The sequence below is a fragment of the Fulverythrobacter ferritrahens genome, assembly GCF_020539485.1.
Lineage (GTDB): Bacteria > Pseudomonadota > Alphaproteobacteria > Sphingomonadales > Sphingomonadaceae > Andeanibacterium > Andeanibacterium ferritrahens.
Window position 1 is genome coordinate 776,236 of record NZ_JACDXU010000001.1, and the last position, 17,625, is coordinate 793,860.

The following is a 17,625-nucleotide window of genomic DNA, read 5'->3' on the forward strand; positions in this document are numbered from 1 at the left end:
GTGCGTGCGATTGCACGAAACACAGAGGGGAGCGGATTGGTGACCCCTACGGGAATCGAACCCGTGTTTCAGCCGTGAGAGGGCCGCGTCCTGACCGCTAGACGAAGGGGCCGAATTATCCGGCAATCCGATGGCCAGCGATGCTTCGCACGCATCGGCAGGCATGGTGTGAAAACCATGCCCACCGTGGTGACCCCTACGGGAATCGAACCCGTGTTTCAGCCGTGAAAGGGCCGCGTCCTAACCGCTAGACGAAGGGGCCACGTCGGTGGCAGGTCCGCGCACTTAGGGGTGCTTTCCGGTGCGGTCAAGCCTCTTAAACGCTTTTATCTCAATCAGCCCAGGCAGCGTCCTCTACATGCAATTCCGCCTGGGGTCGGCTGCCCCAGTCGTCCAGCTTCGCACGGCCCGCCAGCCACAGGCTGCGCCCGCGCGAACCATGCAGGAGAGCCTGCCCGAGCTCGGTTTCCGCGGTTCTGAAGGCCACAGCCTTGAACGATCCGCCATCCCTTCCGCTGGCGATCAGGCGCACGTGATCCTTGCCCACGATATCTGCTTTCACGATCCGCACGGGGCCCACGGCGATGCGCGGGGCGGGCCAGCCGACGCCGAAAGGGCCGGCACTTTCCAAAGTTTCCACAAGATTCGGAGTGAGGCCGCCGGGTGCAAGGGCAAGGTCCAGCAGCATGGACCGCTCTTCCATGGCGCGCATCACCGCTGCCGACAGGCGCTCGTCGAGCCAGTCTGCCAGCGAATCGAGCTTGTCCGGCTCCACGGTGAGGCCAGCGGCTATGGCGTGCCCGCCGCCTGCCACCAGCAAGCCATGCTCGCGTGCGGCGATAATGGCCGAGCCGAGGTCCACTCCGCTGACGGACCGCCCCGATCCCTTGCCGCGCCCCTGCTCATCGGCGTCGAGCGCGATGACTAGGGCGGGCTTGCCGACCTTTTCCTTGATGCGCCCGGCTACGATGCCGATCACCCCGGGATGCCAGCCGCTGCCGGCTAGAACGACGACCGAGCGATTATGCTGCGCGGCCAGCTGTTCCTCGGCGGCTTCCTGCACGGCGGCCTCGATCGCGCGGCGTTCTTCGTTGAGCGTCGAGAGCTGAGCGGCGATGGCGCGGGCTTCATCCGGGTCCTGAGTGGTGAGCAGCCGCACGCCCAATGTCGATTCGCCCACGCGGCCACCGGCATTGATTCGCGGTCCGAGGGCGAAGCCCAGATCGCTGCAAGTCGGCGCGCGGTTCAGGCGGCTCGCGTCGATAAGAGCGGCCATGCCGATATTCTCTCGCCGGGCCATGACCTTGAGGCCTTGGGCCACCAGCGCACGGTTGAGGCCGTGCAACGCCGCCACATCGGCCACGGTGCCCAGCGCCACCAGATCGAGCAGCGCAAACAGATCTGGCTCCCGGCGGCTTTCGAAATAGCCGCACTCCCGCAAGGTGCGGATTGTGGCAATGGCCAGCAGAAAGGCAACGCCCACTGCCGCCAGATGGCCATGCGCGGCCCCGATATCGCTTTCGTCCAGGCGGTTGGGGTTCACCAGTGCGGTGGCAACGGGTAATTCTGTGGAGCATTTGTGGTGATCGACCACGATCACATCCACGCCGGCATCATGCGCCATGGCGAGTGCCTGATGGGCCATCGCGCCGCAATCCACCGTAACGATCAGGCTGGAGCCTTCTTCCCCGAGCCGGACCAGTGCCTCAGCCGAGGGGCCGTAACCTTCAAGCAGGCGGTCGGGGATATAATAGCGTGCCTCGTGCCCCAGATCCCGCAGCAGGCGGACGAGCAGGGCGGCACTGGTTGCCCCGTCCACGTCGTAATCGCCATAGACAGTGATCGTCTCGTTCCCAAGCACGGCCTCCGCGAGGCGCCGGGCAGCGGCATCCATGTCGCGAAATTCGCTCGGATCGGGGAGGAAACCGCGCAGGGTCGGGCTGCGGTGCCGCTCTATATCGTCATGCGCGACACCGCGGGCGAGCAGGAGCTGGGTAACCAGATCATGCTCCAGCCCCGCCATGGTCGAGTGGCCTTCGCCAATGTCCATATTGCCGCCGCGCCAGCGCCAGTTGCGCCCTGCGAGCGAGTGTTCAACGCCGAAAACCGCCGATTTGCCGTGAGTAGCCATGCAGGCGGCCTACTCCGGACCCGGTGCGGTTGACAATGCCACGCCATGCCGGATGCTGTCGCGATGGAGAAGAACCCGCTGCCTCTGCTTATCCTCTGGCACAGTCGCACCGGAGCAGCGCGGGCCCTGGCCCAGGCTGCGGGGGAGGGGGCTGGCGGAAGTGCCCGCATGATGCGCGCCCGCGATGCGGTTCCGGAGGATCTTTTGGCCGCATCGGCGTTCCTGTTCGTTTGTCCCGAAAATCTCGGCACCATGACCGGCGAAATGAAGGAACTGTTCGACCTGAGCTATTACCCCTTGCTGGGGCGCATCGAAGGACGGCCCTATGCCACGCTGATTGCGGCCGGATCGGATGGCCACGGAGCGCAGGGGCAGATCGACCGGATCGTGACCGGCTGGCGGCTGCGGCGCGTGGCAGATGGGGTGATCGTCAATCTCGGCGCGCAGACGCCTGCGGCCATCGCGGCTCCCAAGATTGTGCCCGAAGGCGAACTGGCCCGCTGCCGCGAGGTTGGCGCCCTGCTTGCGGAGGGCATCTCCCTCGGCATTTTCTGACGGAATCCTCCAATGTGGACGCGACTCGCCGGTCAGGGACTCGACGCACGGCCCCCTAAAGGGCACAAAATCGGCCAGTTTGGGGGAACGGGCCATTACTTTAGAAGTTGCAACAGGCGGCAGGCAGGCCGCACCGGTGCTTTCGCTTCTGTTCGACGCGGCCTCGCGTCCGGATGCGCGGGCAGTGCGCGCCCTTGCCGAGCATGGAGAATTCTCCATCACTTTTGACGCTTCCTCCGGTCGCGGCTCATCCAGCCGTGGCTTGTCCGGTCGCGGGGGCGCGAAGCAGGGTGACTGGATGGAATTGTCGGTCAGAGGCCTCACTTTCGATCTGCGCGGCCTCGCGCCGGGGGAGCCGGGGATGCTGCTGCTCCATCCGCGTCGCTTCGGCCTGCTGCCATCGCTCTCTCATTGCGAGGCAGTGACGCTGGCCCCCACGCCGCATCTGGCAGGCGGGGAGGGGACATTGCTGGTGCTGCGGGCCCAGCTGCTCCTTGGGGTGTTGTTATGCGGATTGCCCGGCCTCGCCGCAGTGTGCTGGCTCCCGGCACACAGCCTGACGGGGACGACGCTGTTCCGCGAGGCGACGCTTGGCTGGCTTGCCGGGCGCCCGGTGCCGGACTTCCTGCGGGAAGAAATGCCCGCATAGGCCCCGTTGTGAACAGGAAACCGCTCCGCCGCTAAATCGCCGTTGGCATGTTGGCCTTTGCCGCCAGTTCGCGCTTTGCCGCCTCATATTGTTCTGCCAGCCTGGCTACCCGAACGGCGACCGGCTCCACGGCCTTGACCGCGCCGATACCCTGGCCCGATCCCCAAATGTCCTTCCACGCCTTAGCTTCGCTGCCGGTGGCCTTGGCAAAATCCATCGTAGTGGGATCGCTTTCGGGCAGATGATCGGGGTCGAGCCCCGCGCGCTGGATTGAGCTTTTCAGATAATTGCCATGTACCCCGGTGAAGAGGTTGGAATAGACGATGTCGCTGGCCGTGCCTTCCACGATTGCCTGCTTGTAGGCGTCGATGGCGTTGGCTTCCGGCGTGGCGATCCAGGGGGAGCCGATATAGGCAAAGTCCGCCCCCATGGCCTGCGCGGCCAGGATGGAGCGGCCATGGGCGATGGCTCCTGACAGGGCGATTGGCCCGTCGAACCATTCGCGCAGTTCCTGCATCAGGGCGAAGGGCGATTGCGCCCCGGCATGGCCACCGGCCCCGGCTGCCACCGCGATCAGCCCATCCGCGCCCTTGTCGATGGCCTTGTGGGCGAAGCGCTGGTTGATGATGTCGTGCAGCACGATCCCACCCCAGCCATGGACGCCCTTGTTGATGTCCTCAATCGCGCCGAGCGAGGTGATGACCAGCGGCACTTTCCACTTGGCCAGCACCATCGCATCCTCCTCCAGCCGGGGGTTGGAGCGGTGGACGATCAGGTTGCAGGCGAACGGCGCGGCAGGGCTTTCCGGATGGGCGCGGTCATGCGCGGCCAGTTCTTCCGTGATGCGATGCAGCCACTCGTCCAGCATGCCAGAGGGGCGGGCGTTGAGCGTGGGAAAGCTGCCCACGATCCCGGCCTTGCACTGGGCGATTACCAGCTCCGGATTCGAGATGATGAACAGGGGCGAACCGATCACCGGAAGGCGCAGATTGGAAAGCAGGGCGGGCAGAGGCATGGTTTTTTCCGTTCAGCTTCCGGCCGCTCTGACCGGGGATGCTACACATATTACACTATGGTTTGCTCGGAACGCTATTTAATAAGCATTCTAGAATATTTAATGAAACTATTGATATAAAATGCTATAATATGAACGTCGAGCAATTGCCCATCGAGGGCATGCCGGTTCGCTCATTCCGGGGTGCGATCCGGATGGGGCGCTTTGGTGGTAAGGCGCAGGATCATGGTTTTCCTCCCGCATCCAGATATCCGTGACCCGTGTGTATCGCTTTCAAGCAGGGGATCGAGCCTTAACAATACTTGCCCGTTAGGCACGGCAGCGTAATGTCCGGCTGATGCAGGGGGTAATCATCTCCGTCGCCAGCGATGGCGAACATCGCTTTTCCAAGCAGCGGCGCACCGTGTTGCATCTCGTTGCGGGGCCGGGCGTGGCGGGCGACGCCCACGCCGGTTCCTCCGTCCGTCATCGTTCCCGCGTTGCGAAGAATCCGGCGGCCCCCAATCTGCGACAGCTTCACCTGATCCATGCGGAACTGCTGGAGGAACTGGCCCGGAAAGGCCTCGACGTAAAGCCGGGGCAATTGGGGGAGAATGTGACTACGCGTGGCGTGGACCTGCTGCGCTTGTCTGCCGGAACGCGTTTGCTGCTCGGGTCGCAGGCGCTGATCGAGATCACGGGCCTGCGCAATCCCTGCCGCCAGATCGACCAGAATATCGCGCCGGGAGCCATGGTCGCCATGCTGGATCGCCGCGAGGATGGCTCGCTGGTGCGCAAGGCGAGCGTGATGGCGATCGTTCTGAAAGGCGGAGAAGTGCGAGCGGGTGATACCGTGACGATGGAATGGGCCCCGGCTCGGCCAGTTCCGCTGGGTCCGGTCTAGGTGGTTTGGTTCACTGGGGAAAGAAGGCAGCCGTGATTGCTCGATAAAGTTGAGGATGACGGGTGAGGAAGGCCCCCTCGCACAACGAATGTGTCTAAAGCCGCCGTTCCGGAATGACAGGCTACTGCCTTCACAAATCTCCGTTCGTCCTGAGCTTGTCGAAGGACGCGCTCCGGCGCTTGCCCAACAAGGGGATATGGGGCGGACGGTTTCCCCTGTCCTTCGACAAGCTCAGGACGAACGGCGTGTGGTGATTGGGCCGAGAACTTCGTCCGCTACACACCTCAAATCTATCGAATGCCGCCATTCCGGACGCGACAACATTCATGACATTCACTCAGCGCTCTGCTATGATATGCATATGTTGAGCGTCGTTTCCGCCAGCCGGTCCCGCACTGGGAGTGCCCGCCGCAGGGGTGATGCGCAACCTATCGTACACTTAAACCGACATTGTAGGTCGGATAGATTCGACCCGGGTGAAGCATCGCGCAAGGAAGCTCAAGCGAGGGCTTTAGAGAAGTATCTCTCCCGCCAATAATGTCCGCTCACCACCCCAAACTTTCCAATGCTGTAGTTCCAGACACGACAACATTGCGGTCGTTCCAGACACAACGTAGCTGCTCAATATGAGCGAGAGATTTGAGCGGCTGTTCACACGGGCCGAAGCGATCCTTGAAGGCAAAGCGAATGGCTTCGGTGAGCCAATTTTGCACTATCTCGCTCACCGTAAATACGGTCCGGCAATGCTGAGCCTCGCATGCCGCAGAACAGCTTCGGGTAAGCGAGCAGATTTAGGGCGTTTGAGCGATCCGAACAGTTCCGCTGGCATGATGTATCGAGCATTCCGCCAGGGCGAGATCGACGCTGCCCAGAATTTTGCGCTGACACTTTTCTATGTGAACGATTTGACGGGCTACCGTCGGTGGATGCGTAGAGCCGCACGGTGCGGCGACGCTGATGCCACTCTGGAACTACGCAAATTTGAGCTGCGCCAACCCTTTCCGCTTGCTCGGCAAATAAAGCGCCTGCGGCCGTTTCGCCGAGATGGCAGCTAACCACCCAAATTCAGCCCGCATGGGGCAAGGTCAATATGCCTAAAAACGGATATCCCTCCGTATCGCGCGCGGCATCTCGTTTGACGGCCAGTCTATGCGAAATTGTATGAAGAACTTACAAATATTGTAGTTGAATATAACAAAATTACAATTTCCTTCTCAATAAAGCAAAAATCGTCTAATATTGCGGAAATTGAGTCGCATGACGGATAGGGGCATGGCGATGCAATTGTTCAGCATATTGTTGTCTGGCTGCGTGGGGCCAGTGGGTATCGCCATGCGGATCGATTGATCCGCCGGCCGGGCGGGCGCCCCATCTCCCCCCTCGCGCCCCCCGGCCGTACCATTCCGGTCATACCACCTCCGAGCAGAACCTTTCGCAAACTTGATCCGCCGCAGGGATTTTTTGCCCTTGGTCAATTTGTCCATGGGCGGCCCAAGCTATCGTTTCACTGACACGAGTTTCCTGAACTCATGCGGAGAGACGATGCGATGACACATTTTCCGAATAATCCGGGTTTCACCGGAACGCTTCGCCCCCTGCGCCTGCAAGGCGACATCCTCGACATGGAAGTGGAAGGCGAGATTCCGGCCGAACTGAACGGCGCGTTTCACCGGGTGCATCCCGATAACCAGTTCGCGCCGAAGTTCGAGGACGATCAGTTCTTCAATGGCGATGGCATGGTCAGCATGTTTCGCGTGCATGACGGCAAGGTCGATTTCAAACAGCGCTATGCCCATACGGACAAGTGGAAGCTGGAGAACAAGGCAGGCCGATCCCTGTTCGGCCATTACCGCAACCACCTGACGGATGATCCATCGGTGGCGGGGCAGATCAGGGGCACGGCCAATACCAATGTGATGGTCCATGCAGGCAAGCTCTACGCCATGAAGGAAGACAGCCCCTGTCTGCTGATGGATCCCACTTCGCTCGACAGTTTCGGCTACACCGATTTTGGCGGGCGGCTGGAGGCAAAAACCTTCTGCGCCCATCCAAAGATCGATCCGGCCACGGGCAATATGTGCGCCTTCTCTTACATGGCGAAGGGGCCGATGACCTATGACATGAGCTATTTCGAGATCAGCCCGTCAGGCGAGCTGCTGTTCGAGATTCCCTTCGAGAACAAATATCTGTGCATGATGCACGATTTCGGCATCACGCAGGATTACGCAGTGTGGAACGTGATGCCCTGCATCACCAATATGGAACGGCTGGAAAAGCGGATGCCCTATTTCGGGTTCGACCATTCGCTGCCCACCTGGCTGGCGGTGCTGCCGCGCAAGGCAGGGGCCACGGCGAAGGATCTGCGCTGGTTCAAGGCTCCGTCCAATTGCTTCACCGGCCATGTGATGAATGCCTTCAACGATGGCACGAAGATCTATTTCGACCTGCCCATCGCGGCGAAGAACAGCTTCCCCTTCTTCCCCGACGTTACCGGCGCGCCCTTCGATCCGATCGGAGGCCTGTCCTATCTCACGCGCTGGACGGTGGATCTGTCGAGCAATGGGGAGGAGTTCGAACAGGTCGAGCAGATGACCAGCATTGCCGATGAGTTCCCCCGCATCGACGACCGCTATGCCGGGCAGGCCTATCGTCATGGCTGGATGATCGCCTTCGATCCGCAGGCCCGGTATGAGGGCCCTCCGGGGCCGTTCGTGGGCGCGCTCAACACATTGTGCCACATCGATCTCTCGACCGGCGATACCAAGAGCTGGTGGCCCGGCCCGACCAGCGGAATCCAGGAACCCTGCTTCATTCCCAAATCCTCCGATGCCGCCGAAGGGGAGGGCTATATCGTCGCTTTGGTGGACGATCATGTCGCCAATTATTCGGACCTGTGCTTCTTCGATGCGCAACGCGTGGATCAAGGGCCGATTGCCCGCGCGAAAATGCCGGTGAAGATCCGGCAGGGGCTGCATGGCAATTGGTCCACGGCGAAGCAGCTGGGCGTGGGGTGAGTATTTCAGGGGGTGAGTTCAGGGGGTGAGTTTTCTGGCGTGCGAATCCCAGCGCAGTCGGGGACCATTCCCGTCATCTCACCTCCTCCCCAAAACTGCGCTGTCGGGATTGTGCAGCCCTGGCAAATGCGTAGAAGGTATCTCTTGAAACCAGGTCGATAACAGGGGGCCCTCCGATGCGTCTGCTTTTCACTGCCACTGCGCTTGTCCTCTCGCTGCAGCCGCTGACGGCGCTTGCCCGCCCAGTGACGCCTGAGGATCAGGTGAAGGAGATTTTCGTTTCCGATCCCGACCTTTCGCCATCGGGCGATGCGGCGGTTTATGCAGTGTCGGCTGCGGATCTGGATGCGGACCGGCCGGTCTCCCACATCTGGCTCGCCCCTTGGGATGGCAGCGGTCCGCGCCAGCTCACCTCGCGCAAGGGCGAAAGCGAGAGCAATGCGAAGTTCAGCCCGGACGGCAAGAAAATCGGTTTCCTCTCCTCTCGCGCGGATGAGAAGGACCTTTCGAAGCTCTGGATATTGCCGACGGCGGGCGGGGAAGCAGCGCCACTTGAGGGGATCGAGGGATCGGTGGAGGATTTCGCCTGGTCGCCCGATGGCAAATATCTCGCCCTGATCGTGCTCGACAGGCCGGAGGAACCGAAGAAAACCAAGGATGGCGATGAGATTCCGCCGCCCATCGTGATCGACCGCTATCACTTCAAGGTCGATGGGGTCGGCTATCTCGGCAAGGAACGCTCACGCCTGTGGCTCTACGATCTGGCTAGTGGCAAGGCGGTGCGGCTGACCGATGGCGATTATGACGAGGGGTTCCCGGCTTGGTCGCCCGATGCGACGCGCATTTCCTTCGTCTCGCGCCGGGGGCCGGATGCGGACCGCTCGCACGACTACAACATCTATCTCGCGCGCCGCGATGCGCCCGGTGCCGCGCCGGTGCAGCTCACCAGCTATGAAGGCGCGGATGCAGGGCCGGATTTCGGATCTTACCCGGTGTGGAGCCCGGACGGGTCGAAGCTCGCCTATGTGCGCGGGGGCGATCCCAAGCTGCTGTGGTATGCGGCCAGCGATTTGGCGGTGATCCCGGCCAGCGGGGGCGAGCCGGTGATCCTCACCAAGGGACAGGATCGTAATGTCTACAACCCCCAATGGACGGCGGACGGCAAGGCGCTGAAGTTCATCGTGGAGGATGACGGGCAGATGAAGCTCGCCTCCGTGCCCGCAAGTGGGGGCAAGGTGTCGGTGCTGGCCGGCGGCGAGTTCGTCTTGCGCAGCCCGGATTCGGAGGGCAGCCGCACGGTTGTGACCTATTCCTCGCCGACCAAGCCCTTCGAGCTTTACGCGCTGGATGCGGGCAAGCTGCGCCCGCTCACCAGCCATAATGCCGAATGGATGAAGGGCATCGATTTTGCTGACGCGAAATTCACTTCCTACAAGAGCAAGGACGGCACCGAGGTCCATGGCTTCGTCATGGTCCCGCCGAATGCAAAGTCGGGCGAGAAGCTCAAGACGATCCTGCACCCGCATGGGGGGCCGGCCGCGCAATATGATTACAGTTTCGACATGTGGCAGCAGGTGTTCGCCGGTGCGGGCTTTGCGGTGCTGACGCCCAATCCGCGCGGCAGCACGGGGCGAGGCACGGCCTATGCTTCGGGCATCAAGGCCGCCTGGGGCAGCGTGGACGTGGAGGACGATCTCGCCGCCGTGGACGATGCGGTGGCCAAGGGCGTTGCCGATCCGCAGCGGCTGGTGGTGGGTGGATGGTCCTATGGCGGAATGTCCACCAATTACCTCATCACCTCCGATCGCCGCTTCAAGGCGGCCATGTCAGGCGCGTCGATCGCCAATGTCCTGCTGGGCTACGGCACAGACCAATATGCGGTGGAATATGACGTGGAACTGGGCATGCCATGGGAGAATACGGAGGTCTGGATCAAGAACTCCTACCCCTTCCTCCATGCCGACCGCATCCAGACGCCCACACTGTTCATGGTCGGTTCGGCGGACGTTAACGTGCCGACCTGGGCCAGCGAGCAGATGTATCAGGCGCTGAAGGCGCGCCGGATCGATACTGAACTGGTGATCTATCCCGATCAGAGCCACGGCTTCATCCGGCCGAGCTACATTGTAGACCGGATGAAACGCTGGCTCGATTGGTATGCCAGATATGTGAAGTGAGCCGCGCTCAGCGGGCGTGGTGCTCAGCGGGCGGGGCGGCGAACGAAGGCCGGTGCGGCGAGCAATCCGAACAGGAAGCCGCCCAGATGCCCCTCCCACGCCACGCCGCCGCCCTGGCCGGTCAGCAGGGCAGGCAGGGTGAGGATCGCGATCAGGAACAGGTTGGTCTTCACGAAATCCACCAGCGCGCGGCCGGTTTCGCGCGTCCATAGCGGCATGGTGCCAGGCGCTCCAGGCGGATAGCGCACCAGGAAACCCGCGAAGCCGAAGATCGCACCCGATGCACCGAGCATGGGGATATCGCCATCGGGGTGGATCGCCAGGAACATCGCCAGCCCCGCAAGCCCGCAGCAGATGAACAGAGCGAGGTAGCGCAGCCAGCCATTCGTCCCCGCGCCAAGACGAAAGGCGACGTGGGGCGAGAGGCTCGCCAGCGCCATGCAGTTGAAGGCGATATGCATGAAGCCCGCATGGGCGAACATATGCAGAAGGATGTTCTGCCAATAGCCTGCACGCAGGATCTGGGCGGAGACGGCCCATTCATACATGACGGCGCCGCGCGGCAGATGCAGCAAGAAGGCTGCCACCATGACCGCGATCAAGGCCCAGCCGGGCCATTGTGCGCTGAGGGGCAGGGCGAAGGCGTCTTGCCCCTCAGTATCATTCACAGAGGATGTCTCGTCCTCTTCGCGCAAGATCAGGCCTGGCGCGTCGCGCCGTTTGCGGCGGAAAGGATCGCGCGGACGCTGGCCGAGGCGACATCCTCGTCGATCCCCACGCCCCACACCACGCGGCCATCGGGAAGGGCGCATTCGACATAGGCCGCTGCCTGCGCATCGGTGCCCTGGCCCAGCGCATGCTCGGTATAATCGAGCACTTCCATCTCCAGCCCGAAGCTATCGTTCAACGTGGCCAGCACGGAGGAGATCAGGCCCTTGCCGCGACCGGAAACGCTCTGTTCCTTGCCGTCCACTTCGATGGTGCCCGTGAAGATGCGCGTGCCGTCAGCCGCGCGGCCTTCATCGTAATTGACCAGCCGGAAGCGGCGCTTCTCGACCTTGACGAAATAGGCTTCGCGGAAAACCTGCCAGATATCGGCGGCATTCAGTTCGCGGCCCAACTCGTCGGCCATGCGCTGGACGTGTCTGGAAAAGTTCGCCTGCAGCTTCTTGGGCAGCTTCAGCCCCTGATCCTGTTCCAGAACCCAGGCGAAACCGCCCTTGCCGCTCTGCGAGTTCACGCGGATCACCGCTTCGTAATTGCGGCCCAGATCGGCGGGATCGATCGGCAGATAGGGCACCTGCCACAGCTGGTCGTTGCGCTTGGACTGCGCTTCGAAGCCCTTCTTGATCGCATCCTGATGGCTGCCGGAGAAGGCCGTGAACACCAGTTCGCCGCCATAGGGATGGCGCTGATGGACGGGGATCTGGTTGCAATATTCCACCGTCTCGATGATGGCATCAATGTCGGAGAAATTCAGTTCCGGATCAACACCTTGCGTGTACATATTGAGACCGACTGTCACCAGGCAGCAATTGCCGGTACGCTCGCCATTGCCGAACAGACAGCCTTCCACGCGGTCCGCGCCGGCCATCAGGCCCAGTTCGGCTGCCGCCACGCCAGTGCCCCGGTCATTATGGGTGTGCAGGCTGATAGCCACCGTTTCGCGCCGCGGGATGTTACGGCAGAAATATTCGATCTGGTCGGCATAGACGTTGGGCGTTGCTGCCTCCACCGTGGCGGGCAGGTTCAGGATCAACTGGTGATCCGCCGTCGGCTGCAACACGTCCATCACCGCCTCGCAAACCTCCAGGCTGAAATCCAGCTCAGCGGTGGAGAAGGTTTCGGGCGAATATTCGAAATACCAGTCCGTATCCGGGCGCTTGGCTGCTTCATCGCGCAGGATCTTCGCCCCCTTGATGGCGATTTCCTTCACTTCGGCCTTGCTCATGCGGAACACGATGTCGCGCCAGGCAGGGGACACTGCATTGTAGAGGTGGACGATGGCCGCGTGTACGCCTTCCAGACTGTCGAAGCTGGTGCGGATCAGATCCTCGCGCGACTGGGTCAGCACCTGGATCATCACGTCCTGCGGAATCTTGCCCGAGCGGACAAGGCCCTGGATGAAGTCGAATTCGGTCTTGCCCGCGGCGGGAAAGCCGACTTCGATTTCCTTCAGGCCTACTTCCACCAGCGTATCGAAGAAGCGGTTCTTCTTCACCGCATCCATCGGATCGATAATCGACTGATTACCGTCACGCAGATCGGTGGAGAGCCAGCGCGGAGCCTTGGTGATGGTGCGGGAAGGCCACTGCCGGTCCGTGATCGGAACCTGCGGGAAGGGCCGGTATTTTTCGCCAGGATTTTTGAGCATCGCCATGAGAATTGCCTTATCGCCTGCTGCGCGCACGGCAAGGTGCGCGGCCATATTCGACTGAAGTTTTTTGAGATGGCCCTTAGGCGGGCTGCCATGCGCGAGGCGCGCAGGCGAGGGGACACGCCTAAGGGCGTGTAAGTCGAAGCAGGCTAAGGAGCGAGCGGTTCGTCATCGCCACAGCAGATGGACAATTGTGCGGCGGATTTCAAGGAAAAGGTTCGGGCAGGCTGCGGAAAGCAAGTTTCGTCATTGCGAGCGGCAACGCCGCGAAGCAATCCAGGGCACCACATGCTGGGCCCTGGATTGCCGCGGGGCCTTCGGCCCCTCGCAATGACGGCTCTGGCTTACTGCTTTTCGAAAGCAGCCGCGATGTCGAGGTCGACCGTATCGGTCACCATCGGCACGGCGTAATTGATGTTGAATTCCGAACGCTTGATGCGCGCAGTGCCCTTGAAGCCGACGGTTTCCTTCTTGTTGAAGGGGTTGGCCCCGGCGCCGACGAATTCGGCATTGATCGTCACGGGCTTGGTCACGCCATTGAGGGTGAGATCGCCGGTGATGGTGGCCTTGTTCGCGCCCGCGGCCTTCACCGAGGTGGACTTGAAGGTGGCATCGGCCGGAGCAGCGCCGAAGAAGTCGGCAGGCTTGCCGTCCTTGCCGGCGGCCAGCAGGTGGCCGGTCAGGCCCGCATTGGCGGTAGTGACCTTGGAAACCGGGATCGTCACTTCGACCGAGCTGGCGGCGACGTTCTTCGGATCGAGCTTGAGCGTGCCCTTCACGTCACCGAAAATGCCGAAATAGTCCGAGAAGCCGAAGTGATTCACCTTCCAGCCTACCAGCGTGTGGCCGGGATCGGCTGCATAGGTGCCGGCAGTGACGACAGAAGCATCGGCCTTGCCGGGCCCACCGAGGTCGCCGTTCTGCGCCTGCGCGCCTACGACGTAGAGCAGGGCCGCACCGGTAACCGCGGCGATACCCATCTGAACTTTGCGCATCCTTGAATTCCTCCCTTTGAGTTTAGCCCATGGAATGGATGACCGGCACTTTGGCTTGCCGGTTTGATAAAGTCTACTGTGCATGCGCGTCTCCTGCGCGCACGCCGGATAAAACAACGCCGCCGGCGGGGATATGATCCCGCCGGCGGCGCATGTTTTCCGCAATGTGGAAAGCGGATCAGTTCTTGGTCTGGTCAACCAGCTTGTTCGCGCCGATCCAGGGCATCATGGCGCGCAGGCGGGCGCCGGTCTGCTCAATCGGGTGGGCCGCGGCTGCCTTGCGGCTCGCCTTCAGCTCGGGCTGGCCCGCGCGGTTATCGAGCACGAAGTTCTTCACGAAGCGGCCGGACTGGATATCTTCCAGCACCTTCTTCATTTCCCACTTCGTTTCTTCGGTGATGATGCGCGGACCGGTTACGATGTCGCCATATTCGGCGGTGTTCGAGATCGAATAGCGCATGTTGGCGATGCCGCCTTCATACAGCAGATCCACGATCAGCTTGGTTTCGTGGAGGCATTCGAAATAGGCCATTTCCGGAGCGTAACCGGCTTCAACCAGCGTTTCGAAACCGGCCTGGATCAGGTGAGTGATGCCGCCGCACAGCACGGCCTGCTCGCCGAACAGGTCGGTCTCGCACTCTTCCTTGAAGTTGGTTTCGATGATGCCGCTGCGGCCGCCGCCAACGCCCGAGGCATAGGCAAGGGCGATGTCATGCGCATTGCCGCTGGCGTCCTGATGAACGGCGATCAGGCACGGCACGCCGCCGCCCTTCACATATTCGCCGCGCACGGTGTGACCGGGGCCCTTGGGCGCGATCATGATCACGTCGATGTCCGAAGGAGCTTCGATCAGGCCGAAATGGATGTTCAGGCCATGGGCGAAGGCAAGGGCGGCGCCCTTCTTCATGTTGCCCTTCAGATCGTTTTCCCAGATCGCGGCCTGGTGTTCGTCGGGCGCGAGGATCATCAGGATGTCGGCCCATTCAGCCGCTTCCTTGTTGCTCAGAACCTTGAAACCGGCGCCTTCGGCCTTCTTGGCCGATGCCGAGCCAGGACGCAGCGCGATGGCCACTTCCTTCACGCCGCTGTCACGCAGGTTCTGCGCATGGGCGTGGCCCTGGCTGCCATAGCCCAGCACGGCGATCTTCTTGCCCGTGATGAGGTTCAGGTCCGCATCGGCGTCGTAATAGACTTTCATTTTCTCATTCCTTCCGTCGCCCCATCCCGGCGGGGCACAAATCCAAGAATTCGGTTGGCCAGAACGGTCGGCCAGCCCGATACGCGCTCACTTGCGCGATTTCGACCCCTAAATTGCCTTGATCAGGAACCGTTGGGGCCACGCATCATGCCGACCACTCCGGTGCGGCCCACTTCGACCAGCCCCAATTCGCGCATCAGCGTGACGAAGCTGTCGATCTTGTCGGGCGTTCCGGTGAGTTCGAAGATGAAGCTCTGGGTCGTGGTGTCGACCACCTTGGCCCGGAACACATCGGCCAGGCGCAGGGCCTCCACGCGGTTGTCGCCCTTTCCGGCTACCTTGATCAGCGCCAACTCGCGCTCGATATGCGGGCCTTCCTCGCTCAGGTCGATCACCTTGTGCACCGGCACAAGCCGTTCCAGCTGGGCGTGGATCTGGTCGATCACGGCCGGGGGACCGTTCGTGACGATGGTGATGCGGCTGACTGCGTGGTTTTCGGTGATGTCCGCCACGGTCAGGCTGTCGATATTATAGCCGCGCGCGGTGAACAGGCCGGCAATCTTGGCGAGAATCCCCGCCTCATTGTCGACGATGATGGTGAGCACATGGCGCTCGGATGCGGAATGCTGGATTTTCATCACGGGGGCGCCCTTACACCAATGCCTTCGCTTCGTCTTCCATCGTGCCCGCAACCTCGTCGCCATAAAGCAGCATCTCGGTATGTGCGGCACCCGACGGGATCATCGGGAAGCAGTTCGCTTCCTTGGCCACGCGGCAATCCACGATCACCGGCCCGTCATAAGCGATCATCTCGCGAATGCCGTCATCCAGCTGGCTCTGATCCTCGATGCGGATACCCTTCCAGCCATAGGCTTCGGCCAGACGGACGAAATCGGGTAGGCTGTCCGAATAGGAGTTCGAATAACGGCTTTCATAGGTCAGTTCCTGCCACTGGCGGACCATGCCCATATATTCGTTATTCAGGATGAACACCTTCACCGGCAGGCGGAACTGGCTGGCAGTGCCCAGTTCCTGGATATTCATCTGGATCGAGGCTTCGCCCGCAATGTCGATCACCAGGGTGTCCGGATTGCCGAGCTGCGCGCCAATGGCGGCAGGCAGGCCGTAGCCCATCGTGCCGAGCCCGCCTGAGGTGAGCCACTTGTTGGGCTTGTCGAAACCGAAATATTGCGCGGCCCACATCTGGTGCTGGCCGACTTCGGTGGTGATGACCGGATCATGCTCGCGGGTGAGGGCGAACAGCCGCTCGATCGCATATTGCGGCATGATGTCGCCGCTCTTGCTCTCGGCGGGATAGGCCAGGCTCTGGCGCGCGCGCCAGCCTTCGATCCGGGCCTTCCACTCGCTCAGATCCGCAGCCTTGCGCTTGCCCCAGACGGCGATGAGCTGTTCCAGAACCGTAGCGCAATCGCCCACGATGCCGAGATCGACGGGCACGACCTTGTTGATCGAGGACCGGTCGATATCGATATGGATCTTGGTGGAACCGGGCGAGAAAGCGTCGAGGCGGCCGGTGACGCGGTCGTCGAAACGCGCGCCGATGCAGACCATCACATCGCACTGGTTCATTGCCAGATTGGCTTCATAGGTGCCGTGCATCCCCAGCATGCCCAGCCAGTCGGCATGGTCATGGGGGAAGGCGCCAAGGCCCATCAGCGTGCTGGTAACGGGCGCGCCGGTGAGCGACTGGAAATGGCGCAGCAATTCAGTGGCCAGCGGGCCGGAATTGATGATGCCGCCGCCCGTGTAGAAGATCGGCTGCCGGGCATTTGCGATCAGTTCCACGGCCTCGGCAATGTCTTCCACGCTGCCCGCGGTCTGCGGCGAATAGCGGATCTTGCGCTGAATCTCGCCATCCTGCCAGCTGGCGGTGGCGACCTGGACGTTCTTGGGAATGTCGATCACGACCGGGCCGGGGCGGCCGGTGGTGGCGATCTGGAACGCCTCGTCAATCGTCGCAGCAAGGTCTGCCGGATCCCGCACGAGATAATTGTGCTTGGTGCAATGGCGCGTGATGCCAACCGTATCGGCTTCCTGGAACGCGTCAGACCCGATCAGATTGGTCGCGACCTGGCCGGTGATGACCACCAGCGGAATCGAATCCAGGAAAGCGTCGGCAATGCCGGTGACGGCATTGGTCGCACCCGGGCCAGACGTGACGAGCACGACACCCGGCTTGCCGGTGGAACGGGCATAGCCTTCCGCCGCATGAGCCGCGCCGGCTTCATGCCGGACGAGGATGTGGCGGATGCGCTTGTCGGAAAACAGCTCGTCATAGATCGGAAGCACTGCACCGCCGGGATAGCCGAACACATATTCGACGCCCTGCTTGACCAGGCTCTCGACCAGGATTGCCGCGCCGCTCTTTTCCTCGGCCACGTAGAATTCCTTTTTCTTCCTCGGGCGCCGGACCGATCCGGAACCCCTCCTCGAACGTGCCCCATGCGATGTTTCGCAGGTGGGGCTTCTCCTTGATGACTGGCCGGGCGTTTTCGCCGTCTTTGCCAGTCGCTCCTTCTTTAAAAGACCGACCCGGCGCAGTTGGTTGTGCCGGCCAGTCCTTCTTCAAAAGACCGACCCGGCGCAGTGGGCTGCGCCGGGTCGCCTCTC

The 17,625-nt window shown here is 61.9% G+C and carries 14 protein-coding genes and 2 tRNA genes; 6 read left to right on the forward strand and 10 right to left on the reverse strand.

Annotated elements, in window-relative coordinates; all coding sequences use genetic code 11:
* Positions 1-37 precede the first annotated feature (37 nt).
* The 3 genes from H0274_RS03800 to recJ form a co-directional block, all read right to left on the reverse strand.
* Positions 38-112 (reverse strand) — tRNA-Glu (locus H0274_RS03800).
* 75 nt (positions 113-187) lie between these two features.
* Positions 188-262: transfer RNA gene (locus tag H0274_RS03805), tRNA-Glu, on the reverse strand.
* Positions 263-331: 69 nt separating this feature from the next.
* A complete protein-coding gene (gene recJ / locus H0274_RS03810; RefSeq protein WP_226793010.1) occupies positions 332-2,131 on the reverse strand; it encodes a single-stranded-DNA-specific exonuclease RecJ in 1,800 nt (599 codons plus the stop codon).
* A gap of 63 nt (positions 2,132-2,194) precedes the next feature.
* Between recJ and H0274_RS03815 the strand changes: the two genes are divergently transcribed.
* Positions 2,195-2,686 carry a flavodoxin family protein gene (locus tag H0274_RS03815; protein WP_226793011.1) on the forward strand — a complete coding sequence of 164 codons (492 nt, stop codon included), beginning with the start codon at positions 2,195-2,197 and terminating at the stop codon, positions 2,684-2,686.
* A gap of 136 nt (positions 2,687-2,822) precedes the next feature.
* Positions 2,823-3,335, forward strand: coding sequence for a hypothetical protein (locus tag H0274_RS03820; RefSeq protein WP_226793012.1), 513 nt, complete (start codon positions 2,823-2,825; stop codon positions 3,333-3,335).
* Positions 3,336-3,366: 31 nt separating this feature from the next.
* On the opposite strand, the gene H0274_RS03825 is transcribed toward H0274_RS03820, so the two are convergent.
* Positions 3,367-4,350 (reverse strand): NAD(P)H-dependent flavin oxidoreductase, encoded by a 984-nt coding sequence (locus tag H0274_RS03825; protein ID WP_226793013.1) that lies wholly within the window; start codon positions 4,348-4,350, stop codon positions 3,367-3,369.
* 337 nt (positions 4,351-4,687) lie between these two features.
* Between H0274_RS03825 and H0274_RS03830 the strand changes: the two genes are divergently transcribed.
* The 4 genes from H0274_RS03830 (at position 4,688) to H0274_RS03845 (ending at position 10,424) form a co-directional block, all read left to right on the forward strand.
* Positions 4,688-5,233 carry an MOSC domain-containing protein gene (locus H0274_RS03830; RefSeq protein ID WP_226793014.1) on the forward strand — a complete coding sequence of 182 codons (546 nt, stop codon included), beginning with the start codon at positions 4,688-4,690 and terminating at the stop codon, positions 5,231-5,233.
* Between the two features lie 626 nt (positions 5,234-5,859).
* The gene (locus H0274_RS03835) at positions 5,860-6,288 is read left to right on the forward strand and encodes a hypothetical protein (protein ID WP_226793015.1); all 429 of its coding nucleotides are present in this window, start codon (positions 5,860-5,862) and stop codon (positions 6,286-6,288) included.
* 492 nt (positions 6,289-6,780) lie between these two features.
* A complete protein-coding gene (locus H0274_RS03840) occupies positions 6,781-8,247 on the forward strand; it encodes a carotenoid oxygenase family protein (RefSeq protein ID WP_226793016.1) in 1,467 nt (488 codons plus the stop codon).
* Positions 8,248-8,423: 176 nt separating this feature from the next.
* Positions 8,424-10,424: a S9 family peptidase gene (locus H0274_RS03845; RefSeq protein ID WP_226793017.1), complete on the forward strand. Its 2,001-nt coding sequence runs from the start codon at positions 8,424-8,426 to the stop codon at positions 10,422-10,424.
* 23 nt (positions 10,425-10,447) lie between these two features.
* On the opposite strand, the gene H0274_RS03850 is transcribed toward H0274_RS03845, so the two are convergent.
* The 6 genes from H0274_RS03850 to H0274_RS03875 form a co-directional block, all read right to left on the reverse strand.
* Positions 10,448-11,092, reverse strand: coding sequence for a rhomboid family intramembrane serine protease (locus tag H0274_RS03850; protein ID WP_226793018.1), 645 nt, complete (start codon positions 11,090-11,092; stop codon positions 10,448-10,450).
* A 29-nt stretch (positions 11,093-11,121) separates the two neighbouring features.
* Positions 11,122-12,804, reverse strand: coding sequence for a 2-isopropylmalate synthase (leuA, locus tag H0274_RS03855; protein ID WP_226793019.1), 1,683 nt, complete (start codon positions 12,802-12,804; stop codon positions 11,122-11,124).
* Between the two features lie 341 nt (positions 12,805-13,145).
* Entirely contained in the window at positions 13,146-13,796 is a 651-nt protein-coding gene (locus H0274_RS03860) for a YceI family protein (protein ID WP_226793020.1), read from the reverse strand.
* Positions 13,797-13,974: 178 nt separating this feature from the next.
* On the reverse strand, positions 13,975-14,994 hold the full coding sequence (gene ilvC / locus H0274_RS03865) for a ketol-acid reductoisomerase (RefSeq protein WP_226793021.1): 1,020 nt from the start codon (positions 14,992-14,994) through the stop codon (positions 13,975-13,977).
* A 122-nt stretch (positions 14,995-15,116) separates the two neighbouring features.
* Entirely contained in the window at positions 15,117-15,632 is a 516-nt protein-coding gene (gene ilvN / locus H0274_RS03870; protein ID WP_226793022.1) for an acetolactate synthase small subunit, read from the reverse strand.
* 13 nt (positions 15,633-15,645) lie between these two features.
* Positions 15,646-17,394, reverse strand: coding sequence for an acetolactate synthase 3 large subunit (locus tag H0274_RS03875; RefSeq protein ID WP_226793023.1), 1,749 nt, complete (start codon positions 17,392-17,394; stop codon positions 15,646-15,648).
* Between the last annotated feature and the right edge of the window lie 231 nt (positions 17,395-17,625).

Coding starts and splice junctions, on each gene's coding strand:
- recJ (WP_226793010.1), bottom strand. CDS start 2,131: ATGGCTACTCACGGCAAATCGGCGGTTTTCGGCGTTGAACACTCGCTC.
- H0274_RS03815 (WP_226793011.1), top strand. CDS start 2,195: ATGGAGAAGAACCCGCTGCCTCTGCTTATCCTCTGGCACAGTCGCACC.
- H0274_RS03825 (WP_226793013.1), bottom strand. CDS start 4,350: ATGCCTCTGCCCGCCCTGCTTTCCAATCTGCGCCTTCCGGTGATCGGT.
- H0274_RS03830 (WP_226793014.1), top strand. CDS start 4,688: ATGCAGGGGGTAATCATCTCCGTCGCCAGCGATGGCGAACATCGCTTT.
- H0274_RS03835 (WP_226793015.1), top strand. CDS start 5,860: ATGAGCGAGAGATTTGAGCGGCTGTTCACACGGGCCGAAGCGATCCTT.
- H0274_RS03840 (WP_226793016.1), top strand. CDS start 6,781: ATGACACATTTTCCGAATAATCCGGGTTTCACCGGAACGCTTCGCCCC.
- H0274_RS03845 (WP_226793017.1), top strand. CDS start 8,424: ATGCGTCTGCTTTTCACTGCCACTGCGCTTGTCCTCTCGCTGCAGCCG.
- leuA (WP_226793019.1), bottom strand. CDS start 12,804: ATGGCGATGCTCAAAAATCCTGGCGAAAAATACCGGCCCTTCCCGCAG.
- H0274_RS03860 (WP_226793020.1), bottom strand. CDS start 13,796: ATGCGCAAAGTTCAGATGGGTATCGCCGCGGTTACCGGTGCGGCCCTG.
- ilvC (WP_226793021.1), bottom strand. CDS start 14,994: ATGAAAGTCTATTACGACGCCGATGCGGACCTGAACCTCATCACGGGC.
- ilvN (WP_226793022.1), bottom strand. CDS start 15,632: ATGAAAATCCAGCATTCCGCATCCGAGCGCCATGTGCTCACCATCATC.